Origin of the sequence: Streptococcus mitis (assembly GCF_026782895.1) — a bacterium.
GTDB classification, from domain to species: domain Bacteria; phylum Bacillota; class Bacilli; order Lactobacillales; family Streptococcaceae; genus Streptococcus; species Streptococcus mitis_CB.
The window spans coordinates 154896-178333 of the sequence record NZ_JAKUXJ010000001.1; the positions used below are offsets into that span (position 1 = coordinate 154896).

Annotated in this window: 22 protein-coding genes, 1 tRNA gene, 1 other RNA gene and 1 pseudogene; 19 read left to right on the top strand and 6 right to left on the bottom strand. The window is 40.9% G+C overall.

Annotation, left to right across the window (positions count from 1 at the left end):
- Window positions 1-309: 309 nt before the first annotated feature.
- From nox to pdxT, 3 genes are all read left to right on the top strand, one after another.
- Complete coding sequence (nox, locus tag MK480_RS00725) at window positions 310-1689, top strand: H2O-forming NADH oxidase (protein ID WP_261011035.1); 1380 nt, start codon at window positions 310-312, stop codon at window positions 1687-1689.
- A gap of 151 nt (window positions 1690-1840) precedes the next feature.
- Window positions 1841-2716 carry a pyridoxal 5'-phosphate synthase lyase subunit PdxS gene (pdxS, locus tag MK480_RS00730; protein ID WP_000138517.1) on the top strand — a complete coding sequence of 292 codons (876 nt, stop codon included), beginning with the start codon at window positions 1841-1843 and terminating at the stop codon, window positions 2714-2716.
- Window positions 2717-3298, top strand: a complete 582-nt coding sequence (gene pdxT, locus MK480_RS00735; protein WP_261011034.1) for a pyridoxal 5'-phosphate synthase glutaminase subunit PdxT — start codon at window positions 2717-2719, stop codon at window positions 3296-3298.
- A 20-nt stretch (window positions 3299-3318) separates the two neighbouring features.
- Here the strand turns inward: pdxT and trhA are convergent, their stop codons facing one another.
- Window positions 3319-3966 (bottom strand): PAQR family membrane homeostasis protein TrhA, encoded by a 648-nt coding sequence (gene trhA, locus MK480_RS00740; RefSeq protein ID WP_084926627.1) that lies wholly within the window; start codon window positions 3964-3966, stop codon window positions 3319-3321.
- On the bottom strand, window positions 3963-4409 hold the full coding sequence (locus MK480_RS00745; RefSeq protein ID WP_084926626.1) for a DUF1836 domain-containing protein: 447 nt from the start codon (window positions 4407-4409) through the stop codon (window positions 3963-3965). Before MK480_RS00745 ends, trhA begins: the two co-directional genes overlap by 4 nt.
- A gap of 134 nt (window positions 4410-4543) precedes the next feature.
- Between MK480_RS00745 and MK480_RS00750 the strand changes: the two genes are divergently transcribed.
- From MK480_RS00750 to trxB, 7 genes are all read left to right on the top strand, one after another.
- Entirely contained in the window at window positions 4544-5038 is a 495-nt protein-coding gene (locus tag MK480_RS00750) for a GNAT family N-acetyltransferase (protein WP_268707055.1), read from the top strand.
- Window positions 5038-5556, top strand: a complete 519-nt coding sequence (locus MK480_RS00755) for a methylated-DNA--[protein]-cysteine S-methyltransferase (protein ID WP_261011032.1) — start codon at window positions 5038-5040, stop codon at window positions 5554-5556. Before MK480_RS00750 ends, MK480_RS00755 begins: the two co-directional genes overlap by 1 nt.
- A gap of 5 nt (window positions 5557-5561) precedes the next feature.
- Window positions 5562-5918 carry an arsenate reductase family protein gene (locus MK480_RS00760; RefSeq protein WP_261011077.1) on the top strand — a complete coding sequence of 119 codons (357 nt, stop codon included), beginning with the start codon at window positions 5562-5564 and terminating at the stop codon, window positions 5916-5918.
- Between the two features lie 157 nt (window positions 5919-6075).
- Complete coding sequence (locus tag MK480_RS00765) at window positions 6076-6876, top strand: amino acid ABC transporter permease (RefSeq protein ID WP_001103445.1); 801 nt, start codon at window positions 6076-6078, stop codon at window positions 6874-6876.
- A complete protein-coding gene (locus MK480_RS00770) occupies window positions 6876-7619 on the top strand; it encodes an amino acid ABC transporter ATP-binding protein (RefSeq protein WP_000590982.1) in 744 nt (247 codons plus the stop codon). The genes MK480_RS00765 and MK480_RS00770 overlap by 1 nt, the downstream gene beginning before the upstream one ends.
- Before the next feature lie 77 nt (window positions 7620-7696).
- A complete protein-coding gene (locus tag MK480_RS00775; RefSeq protein WP_000926599.1) occupies window positions 7697-7921 on the top strand; it encodes a DUF4059 family protein in 225 nt (74 codons plus the stop codon).
- Window positions 7922-7986: 65 nt separating this feature from the next.
- Window positions 7987-8898, top strand: coding sequence for a thioredoxin-disulfide reductase (gene trxB / locus MK480_RS00780; protein ID WP_261011031.1), 912 nt, complete (start codon window positions 7987-7989; stop codon window positions 8896-8898).
- Window positions 8899-9132: 234 nt separating this feature from the next.
- Here trxB and rlmB read toward each other — a convergent pair whose 3' ends face one another.
- On the bottom strand, window positions 9133-9861 hold the full coding sequence (gene rlmB, locus MK480_RS00785) for a 23S rRNA (guanosine(2251)-2'-O)-methyltransferase RlmB (RefSeq protein WP_000855742.1): 729 nt from the start codon (window positions 9859-9861) through the stop codon (window positions 9133-9135).
- A 44-nt stretch (window positions 9862-9905) separates the two neighbouring features.
- Window positions 9906-10517: a peptide deformylase gene (gene def, locus MK480_RS00790; RefSeq protein WP_004260025.1), complete on the bottom strand. Its 612-nt coding sequence runs from the start codon at window positions 10515-10517 to the stop codon at window positions 9906-9908.
- 175 nt (window positions 10518-10692) lie between these two features.
- Here def and MK480_RS00795 point away from each other — a divergent pair, with 175 nt between their 5' ends.
- The 5 genes from MK480_RS00795 to MK480_RS00815 all read left to right on the top strand — a co-directional run bounded on the left by MK480_RS00795 (window position 10693) and on the right by MK480_RS00815 (window position 15646).
- Window positions 10693-12018: a CapA family protein gene (locus tag MK480_RS00795; protein WP_326845931.1), complete on the top strand. Its 1326-nt coding sequence runs from the start codon at window positions 10693-10695 to the stop codon at window positions 12016-12018.
- A 21-nt stretch (window positions 12019-12039) separates the two neighbouring features.
- The gene (locus MK480_RS00800) at window positions 12040-12867 is read left to right on the top strand and encodes an HAD family hydrolase (RefSeq protein ID WP_049491466.1); all 828 of its coding nucleotides are present in this window, start codon (window positions 12040-12042) and stop codon (window positions 12865-12867) included.
- A gap of 1 nt (window position 12868) precedes the next feature.
- On the top strand, window positions 12869-13504 hold the full coding sequence (locus MK480_RS00805; protein ID WP_000290665.1) for an SGNH/GDSL hydrolase family protein: 636 nt from the start codon (window positions 12869-12871) through the stop codon (window positions 13502-13504).
- A 61-nt stretch (window positions 13505-13565) separates the two neighbouring features.
- Window positions 13566-13913, top strand: a transfer-messenger RNA (tmRNA) gene (gene ssrA / locus MK480_RS00810).
- A 398-nt stretch (window positions 13914-14311) separates the two neighbouring features.
- A complete protein-coding gene (locus tag MK480_RS00815) occupies window positions 14312-15646 on the top strand; it encodes an Nramp family divalent metal transporter (RefSeq protein ID WP_000094601.1) in 1335 nt (444 codons plus the stop codon).
- Window positions 15647-15729: 83 nt separating this feature from the next.
- Here MK480_RS00815 and MK480_RS00820 read toward each other — a convergent pair.
- Window positions 15730-17078 (bottom strand): annotated as a pseudogene (locus MK480_RS00820) (IS3 family transposase).
- Between the two features lie 84 nt (window positions 17079-17162).
- Window positions 17163-17250 (bottom strand) — tRNA-Ser (locus tag MK480_RS00825).
- A gap of 161 nt (window positions 17251-17411) precedes the next feature.
- Between MK480_RS00825 and MK480_RS00830 the strand changes: the two genes are divergently transcribed.
- The 4 genes from MK480_RS00830 (at window position 17412) to MK480_RS00845 (ending at window position 23401) form a co-directional block, all read left to right on the top strand.
- The gene (locus MK480_RS00830) at window positions 17412-18152 is read left to right on the top strand and encodes a DeoR/GlpR family DNA-binding transcription regulator (protein ID WP_049499468.1); all 741 of its coding nucleotides are present in this window, start codon (window positions 17412-17414) and stop codon (window positions 18150-18152) included.
- Window positions 18149-19060, top strand: coding sequence for a 1-phosphofructokinase (gene pfkB, locus MK480_RS00835; RefSeq protein WP_268707056.1), 912 nt, complete (start codon window positions 18149-18151; stop codon window positions 19058-19060). The genes MK480_RS00830 and pfkB overlap by 4 nt, the downstream gene beginning before the upstream one ends.
- Complete coding sequence (locus MK480_RS00840; protein ID WP_223340258.1) at window positions 19057-21009, top strand: PTS fructose transporter subunit IIABC; 1953 nt, start codon at window positions 19057-19059, stop codon at window positions 21007-21009. The genes pfkB and MK480_RS00840 overlap by 4 nt, the downstream gene beginning before the upstream one ends.
- 88 nt (window positions 21010-21097) lie before the next feature.
- Complete coding sequence (locus MK480_RS00845) at window positions 21098-23401, top strand: DNA translocase FtsK (protein WP_326845932.1); 2304 nt, start codon at window positions 21098-21100, stop codon at window positions 23399-23401.
- Window positions 23402-23438 lie beyond the last annotated feature (37 nt).

Below are 23438 nucleotides of genomic sequence, written 5' to 3' on the forward strand. Positions count from 1 at the left end.
GCTACCAACTCCTTTCTCTTATGAAAAGAAGGTTGAAACATAGTAAATTTATGAAAAATGAACCCCTTACATTTTCTTTCCATGATACTAGCATACCATAAAGTCAGCGTTTTCACAAATAAAATTTGTAAACTTGTCAAGAAATATGCTCAGAAAATATAAAGAGTAATTGTAAGAAAGGCTGATAAAATACAGATTATTTACACTTTTTTACAAAAAAATCGGGAAAATTAGCTAAACTCTTGTAAACGCTAACAGTAAATGTTATACTAGAAGAGTAAATTTTTAATTAAAGGTAGGAATTTTTCTATGAGTAAAATCGTTGTAGTTGGTGCTAACCACGCTGGTACAGCATGTATTAATACTATGTTGGATAATTTTGGTAATGAGAACGAAATCGTTGTATTCGACCAAAACTCTAACATCTCTTTCCTAGGATGTGGAATGGCCCTTTGGATCGGTGAACAAATTGACGGTGCTGAAGGCTTGTTCTATTCTGATAAAGAAAAATTGGAAGCTAAAGGCGCTAAGGTTTACATGAACTCACCAGTTCTTTCAATCGACTATGATAACAAAGTAGTTACAGCAGAAGTTGAAGGGAAAGAGCACAAAGAATCATACGATAAATTGATTTTCGCTACAGGTTCTACACCAATCTTGCCACCAATCGAAGGTGTTGAAATTGTTAAAGGAAACCGCGAATTTAAAGCAACTCTTGAAAACGTACAATTCGTGAAATTGTACCAAAATGCTGAAGAAGTTATCAATAAACTTGCTGACAAGAGCCAACACCTCGACCGTATCGCCGTTGTTGGTGGTGGTTACATCGGTGTTGAACTTGCTGAAGCCTTTGAGCGTCTTGGAAAAGAAGTTGTCCTTGTTGATATCGTTGATACTGTTTTGAACGGTTACTATGACAGAGACTTCACACAAATGATGGCGAAGAACTTGGAAGATCACAACATTCGCTTGGCTCTTGGTCAAACTGTTAAAGCAATCGAGGGTGACGGTAAAGTTGAACGCTTGATTACTGATAAAGAAACTTTCGATGTGGATATGGTTATCCTTGCAGTTGGTTTCCGTCCAAATACTGCTCTTGCTGATGGTAAGATTGAACTCTTCCGTAACGGTGCTTTCCTTGTAAACAAGAAACAAGAAACTTCACTTCCTGGTGTATTTGCTGTTGGAGACTGTGCGACTGTTTATGACAACGCTCGTAAAGATACAAGCTACATCGCACTTGCTTCAAACGCAGTTCGTACTGGTATTGTTGGTGCTTACAATGCTTGTGGACATGAATTGGAAGGAATCGGTGTTCAAGGTTCAAACGGTATCTCAATCTACGGTCTTCACATGGTTTCAACTGGTTTGACTCTTGAAAAAGCTAAAGCTGCTGGTTACAACGCAACTGAAACAGGCTTTAACGATCTTCAAAAACCAGAATTCATGAAACATGACAACCATGAAGTAGCAATCAAGATTGTCTTTGACAAAGATAGTCGTGAAATTCTTGGTGCACAAATGGTTTCACATGACCCTGCGATTAGTATGGGAATTCACATGTTCTCACTTGCTATTCAAGAGCATGTAACAATTGAAAAATTGGCTTTGACTGACCTATTCTTCTTGCCACACTTCAACAAACCATATAACTACATCACAATGGCTGCTCTTACAGCTGAAAAATAAAAATGAATGAGCTATCTGGCCTTAAGTTAAGGCCAGATAGTTTTTTAACTATTCTGTACCCATACAATTACGTTTTTTTTATCTTGTACTTCATTTTAATCTAACTTAAAATGAAATGGTAGCTACCAATACAAATGATGAGGATAAAGAAATGACTGAAAATCGTTACGAACTAAATAAAAACTTGGCACAGATGCTCAAAGGTGGGGTTATCATGGACGTTCAGAACCCTGAACAGGCTCGTATTGCAGAGGCCGCTGGTGCGGCTGCTGTGATGGCTTTGGAGCGGATTCCAGCTGATATTCGTGCAGCTGGTGGTGTTTCCCGTATGAGTGATCCAAAGATGATTAAGGAAATTCAAGAGGCGGTTAGTATTCCAGTAATGGCCAAGGTCAGAATCGGGCATTTTGTTGAGGCTCAGATTTTAGAGGCTATTGAAATTGACTATATCGATGAGAGTGAAGTTTTATCTCCAGCTGACGACCGTTTCCATGTGGACAAGAAAGAATTCCAAGTTCCTTTTGTCTGTGGAGCTAAGGACTTGGGTGAAGCCTTGCGTCGTATCGCTGAAGGTGCTTCTATGATTCGTACAAAAGGAGAACCGGGGACAGGGGATATCGTCCAAGCTGTTCGTCATATGCGTATGATGAATCAGGAAATTCGCCGCATTCAAAACCTACGTGAGGACGAACTTTATGTTGCTGCCAAGGACTTGCAAGTCCCTGTAGAATTGGTTCAATACGTCCATGAGCATGGAAAATTGCCAGTTGTAAATTTCGCTGCTGGAGGTGTTGCAACGCCAGCAGATGCTGCGCTGATGATGCAATTAGGGGCAGAGGGTGTCTTTGTCGGTTCAGGTATTTTCAAGTCAGGAGATCCTGTTAAACGAGCGAGTGCTATTGTCAAAGCGGTGACTAATTTCCGAAATCCTCAAATCTTGGCTCAAATCTCTGAAGATTTAGGAGAAGCCATGGTTGGTATCAATGAAAATGAGATCCAAATCCTCATGGCTGAGCGAGGAAAATAGATGAAAATCGGAATATTGGCCTTGCAAGGGGCCTTTGCAGAACATGCAAAAGTGCTAGATCAATTAGGTGTCGAAAGTGTTGAAATCAGAAATTTAGATGATTTTCAGAAACATCAGAGTGATTTGTCGGGATTGATATTACCTGGTGGGGAATCTACAACCATGGGCAAGCTCTTACGTGAGCAGGACATGCTGATTCCCATTCGAGAAGCAATTCTATCTGGCTTGCCAGTATTTGGAACCTGTGCTGGCTTGATTTTGCTAGCTAAGGAAATTGCTTCTCAGGAAGATAGTCATCTAGGAACCATGGATATGGTGGTCGAGCGCAATGCCTATGGGCGCCAATTAGGAAGTTTCTACACGGAAGCAGAATGTAAGGGAGTCGGTCAGATTCCAATGACTTTTATCCGTGGTCCAATTATCAGCAGTGTTGGAGAAGATGTAGAAATTCTGGCAACAGTTGATAATCAAATCGTTGCTGCTCAAGAAAAAAATATGTTAGTGACCTCTTTTCATCCAGAATTGACTGATGATGTGCGCTTGCACCAGTACTTTATCAATATGTGTAAAGAAAAAAGTTGAGATTGAATTTCTCAACTTTTTTACATGTAATAAACAATGGCAATGTATTGGAGGGCAGACGCAGCTAGGATAAAGAGATGCCAAATCATGTGGAAATAAGGTTTTTTCTTGGCGTAAAATCCAGCCCCAACTGTATAACAGAGTCCACCGCTTACCATGAGACTCCAGAAAATTGGCGTTGTTTGACTGATAATGGCAGGAATGATAGCTAGAACCAACCAGCCCATAATCAGGTAAAGAGCAAGGCTAAATTTCTCATTGACTTTTTTAGCAAAGATTTTATAGAGAATACCAAAGATGGTTGTTCCCCATTGGATGGCAATAATTAGATAGCCAAACCAGTTATTCATTAAGGTCAAGACGACGGGCGTGTATGATCCTGCAATAGCAACATAAATCATAGAATGATCAATAATTCTCAAGACATATTTATGGGTCGAACCATAGGCCATAGAGTGATAAATGGTGGATGATAGAAACATGAGAAAGAGACTAATAACAAAAATGGAAACGCCTATAGATGATAAAAATCCGTGTGCCTCATAACTATAGGTGGATGAAATGGGGAGTAAGATGAGCATGATGACTGCACCTACGGCATGAGTCACGCTATTAGCAATCTCCTCTCCAAAACTGAGTTGTTTGCTGAGTTTAAGACTAGTGTTCATTGGATTACCTCCTCTTGAGTATGATCGATTAAGGCTAGAGTTTGATGATAGAGTTTAACGGTTTGGCAGCTACTTTGGATAATGGGGTTAGCTGGATCAATTCCTTGGTTCATGTAGTTTACAAAAGCATCGTAGAGTTGGTCTGAACTTGCTTGACTTTGTAGAGTATTAAGTGTATGGGCTATTTCTTGAATAGAGAATACCGACTTGAGGGTTGTGATAGCAATCAAACGGGCAATCTGTTGGCGTTGGTATTTTTTCTTGTCAGGCTTTGTCAGGTAACCATGTTTCACATAATTATTGACCATAGATGCTGTTAGTCCCTTGTCTTTATCAGGAGAAATAGGGGCGCAGACCTGATTGACATAGAGCAAAACCTGGTCCAGATAGAGGTCAATATTTGGGATTTCTGCCCATTTTGGGTAGGAAAAGGTAGTTTTCATTTTCAACTCCTTTTTATCTAGTTTTAATAACTAGATTATAAAATAACAAAAACAGAAAGTCAAGTTTTAACTGCTTGTAGAAAGACTTAAATTATGCTATGATGGGAGAAACTAGTTAGAAATGAGGAGAAAAGATGGAGATTCGTTTAGCTTTTCCAAATGAAGTAGATGCCATCATGCAGGTGATGGAAGATGCTAAAAAATGTTTAGCAGATGCTGGTAGTGACCAGTGGCAAAATGGCTATCCAAATGCTGATATTATTATTGAAGATATTATCTCAGGTCAAGCCTACGTAGCCTTGGAAGATGGAGAGCTATTAGCCTATGCTGCTGTGACCAAGAGTCCAGAGGCAGCCTATGAAGCCATTTATGAAGGAAAATGGCAAGCTGGAGAGTCAGAGTACCTAGTCTTTCACCGTATTGCTGTGGCAGCAGATGTCCAGGGACAGGGGGTTGCTCAGACTTTCCTAGAAGGCTTGATTGAAGGATTTGATTACCTAGATTTTCGCTCAGATACGCATGTTGCAAACAAGGCTATGCAAAATATTTTTGAAAAACTCGGATTTAAACAGGTTGGTAAGGTTCCAGTTGATGGCGAACGCTTGGCCTATCAAAAATTGAAGAAATAATGCAAAAGAAGTACGTAAAAATGCGCTACTTTTCGCCAATAGGAACCTTGTCTTTGGTTGCCGACGAGCAATATCTGTATGGCATTTGGGTGCATGAGCAGAAGCATTTTGAGAGGGGACTAGGGTATGAAATAATAGAAGAAGTTGTTAGTCATCCCATTTTAGACCCAGTTATTGCTTGCTTAGATGCTTACTTTAAAGGCAAGCTTCAGGATTTATCCAACCTGCCCTTGGCTCCAATCGGAACGGATTTTGAAAAGAGAGTTTGGTCCTATTTACAGGGAATTCCTTATGGTCAGACAGTAACCTATGGACAAATCGCACAAGATTTGCAAGTGCCTTCTGCTCAAGCAATTGGTGGAGCAGTGGGGCGCAATCCTTGGTCTATCCTAGTACCTTGTCATCGTGTGCTAGGAGCAGGCAAGCGTCTGACAGGGTATGCTGCAGGAGTGGAAAAGAAAGCTTGGCTCTTGGAGCATGAAGGCGCAGATTTTAAAGATATAAATAATAGAAAGTGAAACATATGTTAGAATTTATCGAATACCCAAAATGTTCAACTTGTAAAAAAGCAAAACAAGAATTAAACCAACTCGGTGTGGACTATAAAGCCGTCCACATCGTAGAAGAAACCCCCAGCCGAGAAGTGATTTTAAACTGGCTAGAAACCTCAGGATTTGAATTGAAGCAATTTTTCAACACCAGTGGAATCAAATACCGTGAATTAGGGTTGAAAGATAAGGTAGGAAGTTTATCAAATCAAGAAGCAGCTCAGTTGCTAGCAAGCGACGGTATGTTATTAAAACGACCGATTTTAGTAGAAAATGGAACTGTTAAGCAAATCGGTTATCGAAAAGCTTATGAAGAATTGGGATTGAAATAGTTTTTATCTATCTCTTTGATAGATAAAATATATAACCTCCCTGTTTCAAAGTATGATAAACTAGTAGGTAGACAAAGTCTGTATCTGACCGTAGCAAATAATTTCATTGCTGGCAGAAGTATGGTAGAATGAATCATTATCAGGAGAGGATGTTTTTATGAATGTTACAACGATTTTAGCATCAGATTGGTACCAAAACTTGATGCAATTGATTCCGGATGGCAAGCTGTTTAGCTTGCGTTCGGTCTTTGATGGAATCCCGAGAATTGTCCAACAACTTCCAATAACGATTATGTTGACCATTGGTGGTGCTCTTTTTGGCTTGGTTTTGGCGCTTCTTTTTGCCATTGTGAAGATCAATCGTGTCAAAATTTTATACCCCTTGCAGGCCTTCTTTGTTAGCTTCTTAAAAGGGACACCGATTTTGGTGCAACTCATGTTGACCTACTACGGAATTCCTTTGGCTTTGAAAGCTCTCAATCAGCAATGGGGAACTGGTTTCAATATCAATGCGATTCCAGCCGCTGCTTTTGCAATTGTCGCCTTTGCCTTTAATGAAGCAGCTTATGCTAGTGAAACCATTCGTGCAGCCATTCTCTCAGTCAATCCTGGTGAGATTGAGGCGGCACGCAGTCTGGGGATGACCCGAGCGCAAGTTTATCGTCGCGTGATTATTCCAAATGCGGCCGTTGTGGCGACTCCAACCTTAATCAATTCCCTAATCGGCTTGACCAAAGGAACTTCTCTAGCCTTTAGTGCGGGTGTTGTGGAAGTCTTTGCCCAAGCTCAGATTTTGGGTGGAGCTGATTACCGCTACTTTGAACGCTTTATCTCCGTTGCCCTTGTTTATTGGGTAGTCAATATCGGAATTGAAAGCCTTGGTCGTTTCATCGAGAGAAAAATGGCTATTTCTGCACCCGATACAGTGCAAACAGATGTGAAAGGAGACCTTCGTTAATGATTAAGATTTCGAATTTAAGCAAATCCTTTTCAGGACAGACTGTCTTGGATCATCTGAACTTGGATATTCAAAAAGGGGAAGTTGTAGCCTTGATTGGTTCTTCAGGAGCTGGAAAATCAACCTTCCTTCGTAGTCTCAATTATCTTGAAACACCTGACAGTGGCTCTATTCAGATTGATGATTTCTCAGTTGATTTTTCTAAAATCACTCAAGAAGAAATCCTTGCCCTACGCCGTAAGTTGTCTATGGTTTTCCAACAGTTTAATTTGTTTGAACGCCGAACAGCACTTGATAATGTGAAAGAAGGCTTGGTTGTGGTCAAGAAATTATCTGACCAAGAAGCGACTAAGATTGCCAAGGAAGAGTTGGCTAAGGTTGGGCTTTCTGACCGTGAAAACCATTACCCTCGCCATTTATCAGGTGGACAGAAGCAACGGGTTGCCTTAGCGCGTGCGCTTGCTATGAAACCAGATGTCTTGCTCTTAGACGAACCAACTTCAGCCCTTGACCCAGAATTGGTTGGTGAAGTAGAAAAATCTATTGCAGATGCTGCTAAGTCAGGTCAAACCATGATTTTGGTTAGTCATGATATGTCCTTTGTAGCCCAAGTGGCTGATAAGATTCTCTTCTTAGATAAGGGGAAAATCATCGAGTCTGGAACACCGGATGAGATTATCCACCATCCTAAAGAAGAGCGGACAAAAGAATTCTTCGCTAGTTACAAACGGACTTATATTTGATATAATAGATAAAGGAAAACTCAGTTAGCTGGACTAGCTGAGTTTACTCTTTAAAAAAGATAGAAATGAGAGAAATCATGCTACTGCAACTATTTTCTTTATATTTCGAGAGTTTGATCTTGACTACCATCCTCGTCCTGATTTTTTTAGGGATTTGGATTGGACTGAGAGCCATGTCGGGAGTTGATAAGACAGCCAAGGCTCGCCAAGCCCATCTCTATGATATGATTATGATTGGGGTCTTGGTTGTTCCAGTATTATCCTTTGCGGTTATGAGTTTAATTCTTGTTTTCAAGGCATAATCCTTGCGTGATTGACAAGAAAGAGTTAGAATAAAGATAGTTACAACAAGAAAGAAGGAAACTATATGTACGATACTATTATTATCGGTGCTGGACCTGCAGGGATGACTGCAGCCTTGTATGCTGCTCGAAGCAATTTGAAAGTAGCCTTGATTGAAGGTGGTCTGCCAGGTGGTCAGATGAATAATACATCTGATATTGAAAATTACCCAGGATACGCTAATATTAGTGGGCCAGAATTGGCAGAAAAAATGTTTGAACCGCTTGAAAATCTTGGTGTTGAGCACATTTATGGTTATGTTGAAAATGTAGAGGACCATGGTGATTTTAAAACAGTGCTGACCGATGACCAAACATATGAAACACGTACAGTTATCGTAGCAACTGGTTCTAAACACCGTCCTTTGGGAGTACCTGGAGAAGAAGAACTGAACAGTCGTGGTGTTTCTTACTGTGCTGTGTGTGATGGTGCTTTCTTCCGTGACCAAGATTTGTTGGTAGTCGGTGGTGGAGATTCAGCTGTTGAAGAAACCCTCTTCTTGACTCGTTTTGCTAAGACTGTGACCATTGTTCACCGTCGTGACCAACTTCGTGCTCAAAAGGTTTTACAAGACCGCGCCTTTGCGAATGAGAAAATCAGCTTTATCTGGGATTCTGTAGTCAAGGAAATCAAGGGTGAAAACCGAGTAGAATCTGTCGTTTTTGAAAATGTGAAAACAGGTCAAGTGACAGAACAAGCCTTCGGTGGCGTCTTTATCTATGTTGGCTTGGACCCTCTTAGCGATTTTGTTAAAGAATTGAATATCCAAGATCAGGCAGGCTGGATTGTGACAGATAACCACATGAAAACTGCAGTTGATGGTATCTTTGCCGTTGGAGATGTTCGCTTGAAAGACCTTCGCCAAGTAACAACAGCAGTTGGAGATGGGGCTATTGCTGGTCAAGAAGCCTATAAATTTATCACAGAACATAGTTAATACACTTCGAAAATCTCTTCAAACCACGTCAGCTTCACTTTGCCGTAGGTATGGGTACTGACTTCATCAGTTCTATCCACAACCTCAAAACAGTGTTTTGAGCTGACTTCGTCAGTCTTATCTACAACCTCAAAGCAGTGCTTTGAGCTGTCTACAGCTAGCTTCCTAGTTTGCTCTTTGATTTTCATTGAGTGTAATCATAAAAAGTTTCCAATCAGATGACTGGAAACTTTTTTATAGTCTATTTCGGAAAACTTCGTACATGAGAATGGCTGCAGCAACGCTAGCATTGAGGCTTTGAACATGTCCATTCATAGGAATGGTAATCATTTCATCAACCTGTTTTTTGATGTTGCTAGAGATACCTTTTCCTTCATTTCCGATGATGAGGGCAATTTTCCCTTTTGTATTCCACTTGTGGCAAGGAGTACCATTCATATCCGTTCCAAAGGTCCAGAATCCTTCATCCTTGAGTTTGTCTAGAGTTTGGCTTAGATTGGTTACTCGAGCGATTGGAACGTGCTCAATAGCACCTGTGGCTGTTTTAGCAACGACAGGAGTAACTCCGACAGCACGGTGCTTGGGAATGATGACTCCGGAAACATTGGTCGCATCAGCGGTTCTTAAGATGGAGCCTAAGTTGTGAGGATCAGTTAACCCGTCCAGAATCAATAGCAAAGGATTTTCTTCTTGGCGTGTTTTGGCAAGAATGTGATCTAGCTCGCTATAGGCAAATTCAGATACTCGTAGAACAAAACCTTGGTGGACAGCACCTTCAGTCATCTCAGAGAGGGATTTTTTTGAGGTCCAAGAAATGGACACCTTCTTTTCTGTAGCCAGTTCCTTGACTTTCTCAACATTCTTACCTCGGAGATCTTCTTGGAGGTAAAGTTTGTTTCCTGTGTTTGCAAGGAGGGCTTCGGTAACGGCGTGGACGCCATAGACAATATCATTTGTTTTCATGCCTCTATTATAACACAAAACCCCGTCTTGCAACGGGATTTTATTTATTCTAGAATTAGTAAACCATCTTTAACTGCAAATGGGTCTTTTTCATTGATACGATCGTAAAACATGATTCCGTTAATGTGGTCAATTTCATGCTGAACAACGATGGAGTTGTAGCCTTTGAGCTTGATACGGTGCTTTTCTCCATCTTTGTCAAAGTAGTCAACTGTAACGCGGGCATGGCGAACAACATAGCCAGGCACGTTGCGGTCAACAGATAGGCAACCTTCTCCTTCGCCAAGAGCAGCGTCTTGAACAGAGTGAGAGACGATTTTTGGATTGTACATAATAGCTTGCAAGTCGTAAGCTTCCTCTGGAGTTTCGCCTTCTTCGACAATATTAGGCACCAAAACAGCGATAATACGTTTTGAGATATCTAATTGAGGGGCAGCAAGTCCAACCCCACCTCGGAGCCCCATTTTCTCAGCCATGACAGGATCTTGGGAATGTTTCAGGAATTGCATCATCTTTTCGCCAAGAATGATTTCCTGATCAGATAGGGGGAAAGTGACTTCCTCAGCAACTGCGCGTAGGGTAGGATTCCCTTCGCGGATAATATCGTTCATATCAATTAAGTGAGCAGCTTTTGTAATACGTTCTATTGCAGACATTTTCTCTCCTTTCATTACCTCTACATGATATCACAAAATGACAAGGATTGAAAGCATTACGGCATCGAGCTTTTATAGAAAATGCCTACTAGGTTCAATTCAATTGTGAAAGAATTACTTATATGTGATATAATAAAAAGAAAAGGCTTGCATTTAGAAAGTAGGGAGAATAAAGATGCAAAGAAGACAAGATAGACATAAACGTGGACCAGTTTTTCGTTTTATGAGGGGTTTTGTAAACTTTTTTAGGAGTTATCGCAAGTGGAGTAATAAGGGATTTGTGGCGATACTCTTGCTAGCAGTTGCTTTATCAATGGGCTTGGTCTTGTTGTTTGAAAGCTTCCAAGGAATCCCCTTAACCAGTCAAAAAAAGGATGCCATTTCTCAAGAAGCAAATAAGACCAATCAAAATACTAAAGATCAGGAAGAGGAAAAAACTGCTAGAATTATGGCCAATGGGGACCTCCTTTATCATATTCCTATTTATCGTTCGGCTTTAAAAGAAGATGGGACCTATGATTTTCATGAGAATTTTGATTATGTGAAACCATGGCTCAAACAAGCAGACCTAATTATAGGTGATTTTGAAGGTACTGTGAACAAGGACCACTATTTGGCAGGTTATCCTCTATTTAATGCACCTGGTGAAGTTATGGATGCCATCAAGGATGCCGGTTATCAAGTGCTAGACTTGGCGCATAACCATATCCTAGATTCACAAATAGAAGGTGTGGTTTCAACAGCAGATGCTATTGAGAAGGCAGGAATGACACCTATTGGAGTGTATACGCATGAGTCACGTGATCAAGCTCCACTGGTTATCAAGGAAGTGAACGGCATCAAGGTTGCACTTTTAGCCTATTCTTATGGTTTTAATGGAATTGAGCAAAGTATTTCTCAAGAAGACTATAACCGCTATCTTTCAGACCTAAATGAAGACAAGATGAAGGCTGAAATTGAACGAGCAGAGAAGGAAGCAGATATCACCATTATCATGCCTCAGATGGGTGTGGAGTATCGCTTGGAACCAACTGAAGAACAAAAGGCTCTTTATCACAAGATGATCGATTGGGGAGCGGATATTATCTTTGGAGGGCACCCTCACGTAGTTGAACCATCTGAAACGGTTGAAAAAGATGGGGACAAGAAACTCATTATCTATTCAATGGGGAACTTCATTTCCAATCAACGAATTGAAACCATGCAAGATGAAGAGAATGCTAAGTGGACAGAGCGCGGCGTGCTCATGGATGTGACTGTTAAGAAAAAAGCCGGTAAGACGACAATCGAAACTGCAAAAGCGCATCCTTCTTGGGTAAACCGTACACCAAAAGGAACCTATTCTCCAGAAGGTTATCCACTCTTCCTTTACCAAACCTATATCTTAGAAGATTTTATCGAGGGTGGTAGTCATCGTGACCAGTTAGATGAAGCGACTAAGGAACGAATTGATACAGCCTATAAAGAAATGAACGAACATGTGGGATTGAAGTGGGACTAGCTTGAATCCAGAGGAAAGTAAATGACGATTAAGGTAATTGCAACAGATATGGATGGGACCTTGCTGGATGCTAGAGGCCAGCTTGATCTCCCACGTTTGGAAAAGATTTTAGATCAGTTGGATCAAAGGGGTATTCGTTTTGTCATTGCGACTGGGAATGAAATTCACCGCATGAGGCAACTACTGGAGCACTTGGTCGATCGGGTGGTTCTGGTTGTTGCAAACGGTGCTCGTATTTTTGAAAACAATGAACTGATTCAGGCTCAGACTTGGGATGATGCCATTGTCGATAAGGCTTTGGCTCATTTTAAGGGTCGAGCGTGTCAGGATCAGTTTGTTGTAACGTCTATGAAGGGTGGTTTCGTCAAAGAAGGTACGATTTTTACAGACCTTGAAAGTTTTATGACTCCAGAAATGATTGAAAAATTCTACCAACGGATGCAATTTGTGGACGAATTAACCTCTGACCTCTTTGGTGGTGTGCTCAAGATGAGTATGGTTGTTGGTGAGGAACGTTTGAGTTCGGTCTTGGAAGAAATCAATGACCTCTTTGATGGCCGTGTTCGTGCTGTATCGAGTGGCTATGGTTGCATTGATATCCTTCAAGCTGGAATTCATAAAGCATGGGGCTTGGAAGAATTACTCAAGCGCTGGGACTTGACCTCCCAACAAATCATGGCTTTTGGTGACAGTGAAAATGATGTTGAAATGCTTGAAATGGCTGGAATTGCCTATGCGATGGAAAATGCTGATGATAAGGCCAAAGCTGTGGCGACGGCTCTAGCGCCAGCCAACAGCCAAGGCGGAGTTTATCAAGTCTTGGAAAACTGGTTAGAAAAAGGAGAATGAAGTGGCAGTACAGTTATTAGAAAATTGGTTACTAAAGGAACAAGAAAAAATCCAAACCAAGTATCGTCACTTAAATCAGGTTTCTGTTGTAGAGCCAGACATTCTTTTTATTGGGGATTCCATTGTCGAATATTATCCTCTGCAGGAACTATTTGGGACTTCGAAGACGATTGTCAATCGAGGCATTCGAGGGTATCAGACAGGGCTGTTATTAGAAAATCTAGATGCGCATCTGTACGGTGGAGCAGTAGATAAAATTGTCCTTTTGATTGGGACAAATGATATCGGAAAAGATGTGCCTGTGAATGAGGCTCTCAATAACCTCGAAGCTATCATACAATCCATTGCTCGCGATTATCCATTGACTGAGATTAAATTGCTTTCTATTTTGCCAGTCAATGAGGGAGAAGAGTACAAGCAGACAGTCTATATCCGCACGAATGAAAAAATTCAGAAATGGAATCAAGCCTATCAAGAGCTTGCTTCTGCCTATATGCAGGTAGAATTTGTGCCAGTTTTTGATAGTTTGACAGACCAGGCAGGTCAACTCAAAAAAGATTATACAACTGATGGGTTGCACCTTAGTGTTGCTGGTTATCAGGTTTTGACAAAATCTTTGAAAGACTATCTTTTGTAGTTAATTGCTTTCCTTTTTGCATTTTTGTGTTAGATAAGGTATAATGGTTTTATTGTCTTTTGGGGTCGTTACGGATTCGACAGGCATTATGAGGCATATTTTGCGACTCGTGTGGCGACGTAAACGCTCAGTTAAATATAACTGCAAAAAATAACACTTCTTACGCTCTAGCTGCCTAAAAACCAGCAGGCGTGACCCGATTTGGATTGCTCGTGTTCAATGACAGGTCTTATTATTAGCGAGATACGATCAAGTCTTGTCTAGCGGCTTGATAAGAGATTGATAGACTCGCAGTTTCTAGGCTTGAGTTATGTGTCGAGGGACTGTTAAACGAATACATAACCTATGGTTGTAGACAAATATGTTAGCAGGTGTTTGGACGTGGGTTCGATTCCCACCGGCTCCATTGATAATTTACATTGTTTTGTAAATCTTTCTAAAACGTTGTTTTTACAACGTTTTTTATTTTATTCTTTGGTATTCTTTTGCAAAAAAAGAATACAACATTTTGTTGTATCCTAAATATTAAATCAAGTCCTGAATTTTCTTAAGTTTTTATCATATTTTCTGTTATAATTAAGGTGCCTTAAGAAAAATAATGAAAAAACTAAATGTTTTTCATATAGTTTTCATTTTTTGTGTTATAATTAAGGTGCCTTAAGAAAAATATTAAGGTGCCTTAAGAAAAATAATGAAAAAACTAAATGTTTTTCATATAGTTTTCATTGTTTTAATAGTTTAAAGTCAATCTTATTTTTCTCTAATAGAAAATAATGAAAAAGTAGGTTTAGAAAGAGGTAAGTATCTATGTCTTCTCATAAAAAAGTGTCACTCTCTGAGATTAATCAATCTATCGATACTCCAAATAACAATCATTTCTGGCAAAATTTAAATGCCTTTTTAGGTCCGGGTGCTCTTGTCGCAGTTGGTTATATGGATCCAGGAAACTGGATTACCAGTGTAGTCGGTGGTGCTTCCTATAAGTATAGTCTCTTGTTTGTTATCTTGATTTCATCTCTCATTGCCATGCAACTTCAGCAGATGGCAGGAAAGCTTGGTATTGTAACCCAGATGGACCTGGCTCAAGCAACGGCTCATCATTCACCTAAATGGCTTCGTTATAGTCTATGGGTGATTTTAGAATTAGCCTTGATGGCGACAGATCTGGCAGAAGTTCTAGGTTCAGCGATTGCTCTCAATCTTCTCTTTAAGATTCCGATTATGATAGCAATTCTCTTGACCGTGTTGGATGTTTTTCTCTTATTGCTTCTGATGAAATTTGGCTTTAAGAAGATTGAAGCTATTGTGACAACACTGATTTTAACCATTCTAGCAATTTTTACCTATCTGGTAGCTTTGTCACATCCAAGCTTCCAAGGAATCGTTGAGGGTTATCTACCGAATGCAACCTTATTTGAAAGTCCCTTGCCAGGGCATGAAAGTCAATTAACCTTGGCACTAGGGATCGTGGGAGCAACGGTTATGCCCCATAACCTCTATTTGCATTCTTCCTTGTCACAAACTCGGAAAATCAATCACAAGGACAAGAATGATGTTCGAAAAGCCGTGCGCTTTATGACCTGGGATTCAAATCTCCAATTATCCTTGGCCTTTGTGGTTAACTCCCTTCTATTAATTCTCGGGGCGGCTCTCTTTTTCGGCCATGCATCTGAGATTTCTGCCTTCTCTCAAATGTATAATGCCTTGCAGGATTCTACTATTGCAGGAGCTATAGCTAGCTCGACCTTATCAACCTTGTTTGCCTTGGCTTTATTAGCCAGTGGTCAAAATTCGACAATTACGGGTACCTTGACTGGACAAATCGTTATGGAAGGTTTCTTGCATATGAGATTACCTCAATGGTTCATTCGTTTGGCAACTCGTCTCTTTGCCTTGTTGCCTGTCATGATTGTAGCGGTTCTGTTTGGTCATCAGGAAAAAACATTGGATCAGTTATTGGTTTATTCACAAGTCTTTCTTTCGATTGCTCTTCCATTTTCAATCTTCCCACTGATTTATCTAACTTCTAAGAAATCACTGATGGGAGAATTTACCAATGCCAAATGGAATACCATCCTTGGCTATATCGTTTCCATTATCTTAACAATTCTCAATGTGAAATTGTTATTTGATATTTTCTAAGAAATTCACCCGAGTTATAAAACAAGCATATAAGAAAAAAGATACCCAAGATTGTACTGACCCCAAAAAGTTAGACAATTAATTTAAGCAAAGGATTTAGTTCTGTATTGTACAGGGCTAAGTCCTTTTAGTTTTACCTTAATTCGTTTATTGTTGTAGTAATCAATATAGTCTACAATAGCTTGTTCCAATTGCTTAAGCGACTGAAACGACTTCTCATAACCATAAAACATTTCCGATTTCAGAATCCCAAAGAAGGACTCCATCATACCATTGTCTGGGCTGTTACCCTTACGTGACATGGATGCTTGAATTCCCTTACTCTCTAGGAACCGATGATAAGAATCGTGTTGGTATTGCCAGCCTTGGTCACTATGGAGAATGGTATTCTCGTAATGTTCCTCACCGAAAGCCTGGTCTAACATAGCTTTTACTTGTTCTAAGTTCGGTGATGTAGAAAGATTATAAGCGATGATTTCGCTGTTAAAACCATCTAAAACTGGCGATAAGTAAAGCTTTTGAGTGCTTGCTGGAATGGCAAATTCTGTCACATCTGTGTAGCACTTTTGCATTGGTTTGGTTGCTTCAAATTGACGTTGAATAAGATTATCTGCTTTCTTGCCAACCTCTCCTTGTTATGAAGAATACTTCCGTTTACGGCGAATTCGAGCCGTTAAACCAAGTACTTTCATCAGACGCTGCACCTTCTTATGGTTCACTACGAAGCCACGATTTCGTAATTCTAGAGTCATGCGACGATAGCCGTAATTTCCTTTATGCTCAGTATAAATTGACTGAATTTCAGCTTTAATATCATAATCTTTATCGCTTTGATCCAGCTGTTTTAAGTGGTAATAATAAGTTGAACGGGCAAGTTTAATAATCTTTAGAAGGATATCTAAAGAAAACTCTGTTACCAGTCCTTGAACAATTTCCGTTTTTCTTCTTGCTCCTTTTCGTCTCTCAATCGGAGTTCTCTCAACTTTTTTAGAATGGCATTCTCCGCTCTCAAGTACTCATTTTCTGCTTGAAGACGTTCTAATTCTGTCATATCTTCAAATCTCTTCTTTGGCTTACGTCCCATTTTAGGTGGTCTCCCTCTTGTTTTCTCAACAATAGTATACCCGTTTTTCTTATATTGTGCCAGCCAATTCGAAAGTAATCCACTACTTAGAAGAGCATAATCCAGAGACGCCCTAATTTGTGAATGCCCCTCAAGAAGAACTTTATCAATGATCTCTTGTTTTAGTTCAGGAGAATAGTAACAATTCTTTCCTTTTTTGACGAACTCTATTCCGTAACGATCAATCAATTTAATCATGTACCTAAGATTAGAATTGTTTATCCCAAATTTATTTGAAAGCTTCTCTAAGCTATATCCTTGTTTTCTAAGTTCATAGATCTGAACTTTATCATCATAACTCAATTTCATAATAAAACACCCCAAAAGTTAGATTTTTTCTGTCTAACTTTTGGGGTGCAGTACAGATTTCTTGGGTATCTTTTTTAAAATAAACGGAAGACATGGGATTCGAACCCACGCACGCTTTAACACGCCTACCGCGTTTCCAACACGGCCTCTTAAGCCTCTTGAGTAATCTTCCATTGTTTACTAACTTAGTCTACCATAAAGCCTTCTTTCTTGCAAATTTATTTAAAGTTAAGGAGTTAGTGACAGAAAATGAAAGAAAATGATAAAAAATGCTTGACTTTGAAAGAAAGTGTGATAGAATGAATAGTGTAAACGATAACAGGAGGTGATTCAGTGTTAAAAACAGAGCGGAAACAACTGATTTTAGAGGAGTTAAATCAACATCATGTAGTTTCTCTAGAGAAATTAGTTAGTTTGCTAGAAACGTCAGAATCAACGGTTCGAAGAGACTTGGATGAGTTGGAAGCAGAAAACAAGCTTCGTCGCGTACATGGTGGAGCAGAATTGCCCCATTCCTTGCAGGAAGAAGAAACCATTCAAGAAAAATCTGTCAAAAACCTTCAAGAGAAGAAGTTGTTAGCTCAGAAGGCGGCCTCTCTCATCAAGGAACAAGATGTCATCTTTATCGATGCTGGAACAACAACTGCCTTTTTGATTCATGAATTGGGCAATAAGAATGTTACAGTCGTGACCAACTCGATTCACCATGCTGCTCAGTTGGTTGAAAAGCAGATTCCAACTGTCATGGTTGGAGGAAGTGTCAAGATGGCGACAGATGCTAGCATAGGGGGCGTTGCTCTTAACCAGATTAACCAATTGCACTTTGACCGTGCCTTTATCGGAATGAATGGTGTGGACGATGGCTATTATACGACTCCTGATATGGAGGAGGGAGCTGTTAAGCGTGCTATTTTAGAGAATGCCAAACAGACCTATGTCTTGGTGGATTCGTCAAAAATTGGACAAACTTGCTTTGCCAAAGTAGCACCACTCAAACGAGCTATTGTTATCACAAGTCAAGGGCATGAGCTCTTGCAGGCTATTAAGGAGAAAACGGAGGTAATAGAAGTATGATTTATACAGTCACACTCAATCCATCTATTGATTATATCGTTCGTTTGGACCAAGTCCAAGTCGGTAGTGTCAATCGTATGGATAGTGATGATAAGTTTGCTGGTGGGAAAGGAATCAATGTCAGTCGTGTCTTGAAACGTTTGGATATACCCAATACTGCGACGGGATTTATCGGAGGTTTTACTGGTAAATTTATCACAGATACTTTGGCTGATGAAGCAATCGAGACACGTTTTGTCCAAGTGGCAGAAGATACTCGTATCAATGTTAAAATCAAAGCAGACCAAGAGACAGAAATCAACGGAACGGGTCCAAATGTCGAACCAGCCCAGTTAGAAGAATTGAAAGCTATTTTATCTAGTCTGACAGCAGATGATACGGTTGTGTTTGCGGGTTCGAGTGCTAAAAACCTAGGAAATGTCATCTACAAGGATTTGATTGCCTTGACGCGGCAGACTGGTGCGCAAGTGGTTTGTGACTTTGAAGGACAGACCTTGATTGATAGTTTGGACTACCAGCCACTTTTGGTCAAACCAAATAATCACGAGCTTGGAGCGATTTTTGGAGTGAAACTCGAAAGTTTAGATGAAATTGAGAAATACGCTCGAGAACTCCTAGCTAAAGGTGCTCAAAATGTGATTATCTCTATGGCTGGTGATGGTGCCCTTCTTGTCACATCTGAGGGAGCTTACTTCGCCAAACCTATCAAGGGAACAGTCAAAAATTCAGTTGGAGCTGGTGACTCTATGGTTGCTGGATTTACAGGTGAATTTGTCAAATCTAAAGATGTAGTAGAATCCTTCAAATGGGGAGTTGCTTGTGGAACAGCAACGACATTCTCAGATGACTTGGCAACGGCAGAATTTATTAAAGAAACATATGAAAAAGTTGAGATAGAAAAACGATGAAAATTCAAGACCTATTGAGAAAAGATGTCATGTTGCTGGATTTGCAGGCAACTGAAAAAACAGCTGTCATCGACGAGATGATTAAAAGTTTGACAGACCACGGTTATGTAACAGATTTTGAAACATTTAAAGAAGGAATTTTGGCGCGTGAAGCTCTCACTTCTACTGGTCTGGGTGATGGAATCGCAATGCCTCACAGCAAAAATGCTGCTGTAAAAGAAGCGACTGTTCTCTTTGCTAAATCAAACAAGGGTGTTGACTATGAAAGTTTAGATGGACAACCAACTGACCTCTTCTTCATGATTGCTGCTCCAGAAGGCGCCAATGATACTCACTTGGCAGCCTTGGCAGAATTGTCTCAATACTTGATGAAAGATGGCTTTGCTGATAAACTTCGTCAAGCAACATCAGCTGACCAAGTTATCGAACTTTTTAACCAAGCTTCAGAAAAAGCTGAGGAGCCAGTTCAAGCACCTACCAATGACTCTGGTGACTTTATCGTTGCTGTTACAGCTTGTACAACAGGTATTGCCCACACTTACATGGCCCAAGAAGCCCTTCAAAAAGTGGCTGCTGAAATGGGTGTTGGAATTAAGGTCGAAACCAACGGTGCTAGCGGTGTTGGTAACCAACTAACTGCGGAAGACATTCGTAAGGCTAAAGCTGTTATCATCGCTGCAGACAAGGCGGTTGAGATGGATCGTTTCGATGGCAAACCATTGATCAATCGTCCGGTTGCTGACGGGATCCGTAAAACAGAAGAGTTGATTAACTTGGCTCTTTCAGGAGAAGCGGAAGTCTACCGTGCCACTAATGGTGCAAAAGCTGCAACAGCAAGCAACGAAAAACAAAGCCTTGGTGGTGCCTTCTACAAACACTTGATGAGTGGTGTATCTCAAATGTTGCCATTCGTTATAGGTGGTGGTATCATGATTGCCCTTGCCTTCTTGATTGACGGTGCTTTGGGTGTTCCAAATGAAAACCTTGGCAATCTTGGTTCTTACCATGAGTTAGCTTCTATGTTCATGAAAATTGGTGGTGCAGCCTTTGGCTTGATGCTCCCAGTCTTTGCAGGTTATGTTGCCTACTCTATCGCTGAAAAACCAGGTTTGGTAGCAGGTTTCGTGGCTGGTGCTATTGCCAAAGAAGGTTTTGCCTTTGGTAAAATTCCTTATGCCGCAGGTGGTGAAGCAACTTCAACTCTTGCAGGTGTCTCATCTGGTTTCCTAGGTGCCCTTGTTGGTGGATTTATCGCAGGTGCTTTAGTTCTTGCTATCAAGAAATACGTTAAAGTTCCTCGTTCACTCGAAGGTGCTAAATCAATTCTTCTCTTGCCACTTCTTGGAACAATCTTGACTGGATTTGTCATGCTAGCTGTGAATATCCCAATGGCAGCAATCAATACTGCTATGAATGACTTCCTAGGCGGTCTTGGTGGAGGTTCAGCTGTCCTTCTTGGTATCGTTCTTGGAGGAATGATGGCTGTTGACATGGGTGGACCAGTTAACAAAGCGGCTTATGTATTTGGTACAGGTACGCTTGCAGCGACTGTTTCTTCAGGTGGTTCTGTGGCTATGGCAGCAGTTATGGCTGGAGGAATGGTGCCACCACTTGCAATCTTTGTCGCAACTCTTCTCTTTAAAGACAAATTTACTAAGGAAGAACGCAACTCAGGTTTGACAAACATCATCATGGGCTTGTCATTTATCACTGAGGGAGCGATTCCATTTGGTGCAGCTGATCCAGCTCGTGCTATCCCAAGCTTTATCCTTGGTTCAGCAGTAGCAGGAGGCCTCGTTGGTCTTACTGGTATCAAACTCATGGCGCCACACGGAGGAATCTTCGTTATCGCCCTTACTTCAAATGCTCTTCTTTACCTCGTTTCTGTCTTGGTAGGAGCAATCGTAAGTGGTGTGGTCTATGGTTACCTACGCAAACCACAAGCATAAAACTTAGATAGAAAATGAAAAGATTGGACCGTTTGGTGCAGTCTTTTTCTCTTTCCGAAATGCCTGTGAAATATGGTATAATAGAAGAATGGCAAACAAGAATACAAGTAAAACAAGACGGAGACCGTCTAAAGCAGAACTCGAAAGAAAAGAAGCGATTCAACGAATGTTGATTTCGTTGGGAATCGCGATTTTATTGATTTTTGCAGCCTTCAAATTAGGGGCTGCAGGTATAACCCTTTACAATCTAATTCGCTTGCTAGTAGGTAGCCTAGCTTATCTGGCAATATTTGGTATCCTGCTCTACCTCTTCTTTTTCAAGTGGATTCGAAAACAGGAAGGACTCTTATCAGGATTTTTCACCATATTTGCTGGCTTGCTCCTGATTTTTGAGGCCTACTTAGTTTGGAAATATGGTTTGGGCAAGTCCGTTCTAAAAGGAACCATGGCTCAGGTTGTGACTGATTTGACTGGTTTTCGAACGACCAGTTTTGCTGGAGGTGGCTTGATTGGGGTTGCTCTTTATATTCCAACCGCCTTTCTCTTTTCAAATATCGGCACTTACTTTATTGGTTCTATCTTGATTTTAGCAGGCGCTCTCCTAATCAGTCCTTGGTCTGTTTACGATATTGCTGAATTCTTCAGTAGAGGCTTTGCCAAATGGTGGGAAGGGCATGAGCGTCGAAAAGAGGAACGCTTTGTCAAACAAGAAGAAAAAGCTCGCCAAAAGGCTGAGGAAGAGGCTAGATTAGAAAAAGAAGAGGCTGAAAAAGCCTTACTCGATATGCCTCCTGTTGATATGGAAACGGGTGAAATTCTGACAGAAGATGTTGTGCTTGACGTTCCACCTTTTCCAGATGAAGAGTGGGTAGAACCAGAAATCATCCTTCCTCAACCTGAACTTGAATTCCTTGAACAGGAAGATGGCTCTGATGATGAAGACGTACAGGTTGATTTTTCTGCCAAGGAAGCCCTTGAATACAAGCTGCCAAGCTTGCAACTCTTTGCGCCAGATAAACCCAAAGATCAGTCCAAGGAAAAGAAGATTGTTCGAGAAAATATCAAAATCCTAGAAGAAACCTTTGCCAGCTTTGGTATCAAGGTAACGGTTGAACGGGCTGAAATAGGACCATCGGTAACCAAGTATGAAGTCAAGCCAGCAGTTGGTGTACGGGTTAACCGTATTTCCAATCTGGCAGACGACTTAGCGCTGGCTCTAGCAGCCAAGGATGTTCGGATTGAAGCTCCGATCCCTGGGAAATCCTTAGTCGGAATTGAGGTTCCTAACTCTGAAATTGCGACCGTTTCCTTCCGTGAACTCTGGGAACAGTCTCAGACTAAACCAGAAAATCTCCTCGAAATTCCTCTGGGTAAGGCTGTCAATGGAACTGCTCGAACCTTTGATCTTTCCAAGATGCCCCACCTACTTGTTGCAGGTTCGACGGGATCCGGAAAGTCAGTCGCAGTTAACGGTATTATCGCTAGCATTCTGATGAAAGCAAGACCAGACCAGGTCAAGTTTATGATGGTGGATCCAAAGATGGTTGAGTTATCGGTTTACAATGACATTCCTCACCTCTTGATTCCAGTTGTGACCAATCCACGCAAGGCCAGCAAGGCCCTGCAAAAGGTTGTGGACGAGATGGAAAATCGTTATGAACTCTTTGCAAAGGTAGGAGTTCGGAATATTGCAGGTTTTAATGCTAAGGTAGAAGAGTTTAATGCCCAGTCTGAGTACAAGCAGATTCCGCTACCACTCATTGTTGTAATTGTGGATGAGTTGGCTGACCTTATGATGGTGGCCAGCAAGGAAGTGGAAGATGCCATCATTCGTCTTGGGCAGAAGGCGCGTGCTGCCGGTATCCACATGATTCTTGCAACCCAGCGTCCATCCGTTGATGTCATCTCTGGTCTAATCAAAGCCAATGTCCCATCTCGAGTGGCGTTTGCGGTATCATCAGGGACAGACTCGCGCACCATCTTGGATGAAAATGGAGCGGAAAAACTGCTTGGACGTGGAGATATGCTCTTTAAACCGATTGATGAAAATCATCCAGTTCGTCTCCAAGGCTCCTTTATCTCGGATGATGATGTCGAGCGCATCGTAAACTTCATCAAAGTTCAGGCAGATGCGGACTACGATGAGAGTTTTGATCCAGGTGAGGTTTCTGAAAATGAAGGAGAATTTTCAGATGGAGATGCTGGCGGTGATCCTCTCTTTGAAGAAGCCAAGGCTTTGGTTATTGAAACTCAGAAAGCCAGTGCATCCATGATTCAGCGTCGTTTGTCTGTTGGATTTAACCGTGCGACCCGCCTCATGGAAGAACTGGAGATGGCAGGTGTCATTGGTCCAGCTGAAGGAACCAAACCAAGAAAAGTTTTACAACAATAAAAAATAGCTTCTTTCCAAATTTGGAAGGAAGCTATTT

Coding starts and splice junctions, on each gene's coding strand:
- nox (WP_261011035.1), top strand. CDS start 310: ATGAGTAAAATCGTTGTAGTTGGTGCTAACCACGCTGGTACAGCATGT.
- pdxS (WP_000138517.1), top strand. CDS start 1,841: ATGACTGAAAATCGTTACGAACTAAATAAAAACTTGGCACAGATGCTC.
- pdxT (WP_261011034.1), top strand. CDS start 2,717: ATGAAAATCGGAATATTGGCCTTGCAAGGGGCCTTTGCAGAACATGCA.
- trhA (WP_084926627.1), bottom strand. CDS start 3,966: ATGAACACTAGTCTTAAACTCAGCAAACAACTCAGTTTTGGAGAGGAG.
- MK480_RS00745 (WP_084926626.1), bottom strand. CDS start 4,409: ATGAAAACTACCTTTTCCTACCCAAAATGGGCAGAAATCCCAAATATT.
- MK480_RS00750 (WP_268707055.1), top strand. CDS start 4,544: ATGGAGATTCGTTTAGCTTTTCCAAATGAAGTAGATGCCATCATGCAG.
- MK480_RS00755 (WP_261011032.1), top strand. CDS start 5,038: ATGCAAAAGAAGTACGTAAAAATGCGCTACTTTTCGCCAATAGGAACC.
- MK480_RS00760 (WP_261011077.1), top strand. CDS start 5,562: ATGTTAGAATTTATCGAATACCCAAAATGTTCAACTTGTAAAAAAGCA.
- MK480_RS00765 (WP_001103445.1), top strand. CDS start 6,076: ATGAATGTTACAACGATTTTAGCATCAGATTGGTACCAAAACTTGATG.
- MK480_RS00770 (WP_000590982.1), top strand. CDS start 6,876: ATGATTAAGATTTCGAATTTAAGCAAATCCTTTTCAGGACAGACTGTC.
- MK480_RS00775 (WP_000926599.1), top strand. CDS start 7,697: ATGCTACTGCAACTATTTTCTTTATATTTCGAGAGTTTGATCTTGACT.
- trxB (WP_261011031.1), top strand. CDS start 7,987: ATGTACGATACTATTATTATCGGTGCTGGACCTGCAGGGATGACTGCA.
- rlmB (WP_000855742.1), bottom strand. CDS start 9,861: ATGAAAACAAATGATATTGTCTATGGCGTCCACGCCGTTACCGAAGCC.
- def (WP_004260025.1), bottom strand. CDS start 10,517: ATGTCTGCAATAGAACGTATTACAAAAGCTGCTCACTTAATTGATATG.
- MK480_RS00795 (WP_326845931.1), top strand. CDS start 10,693: ATGCAAAGAAGACAAGATAGACATAAACGTGGACCAGTTTTTCGTTTT.
- MK480_RS00800 (WP_049491466.1), top strand. CDS start 12,040: ATGACGATTAAGGTAATTGCAACAGATATGGATGGGACCTTGCTGGAT.
- MK480_RS00815 (WP_000094601.1), top strand. CDS start 14,312: ATGTCTTCTCATAAAAAAGTGTCACTCTCTGAGATTAATCAATCTATC.
- pfkB (WP_268707056.1), top strand. CDS start 18,149: ATGATTTATACAGTCACACTCAATCCATCTATTGATTATATCGTTCGT.
- MK480_RS00840 (WP_223340258.1), top strand. CDS start 19,057: ATGAAAATTCAAGACCTATTGAGAAAAGATGTCATGTTGCTGGATTTG.
- MK480_RS00845 (WP_326845932.1), top strand. CDS start 21,098: ATGGCAAACAAGAATACAAGTAAAACAAGACGGAGACCGTCTAAAGCA.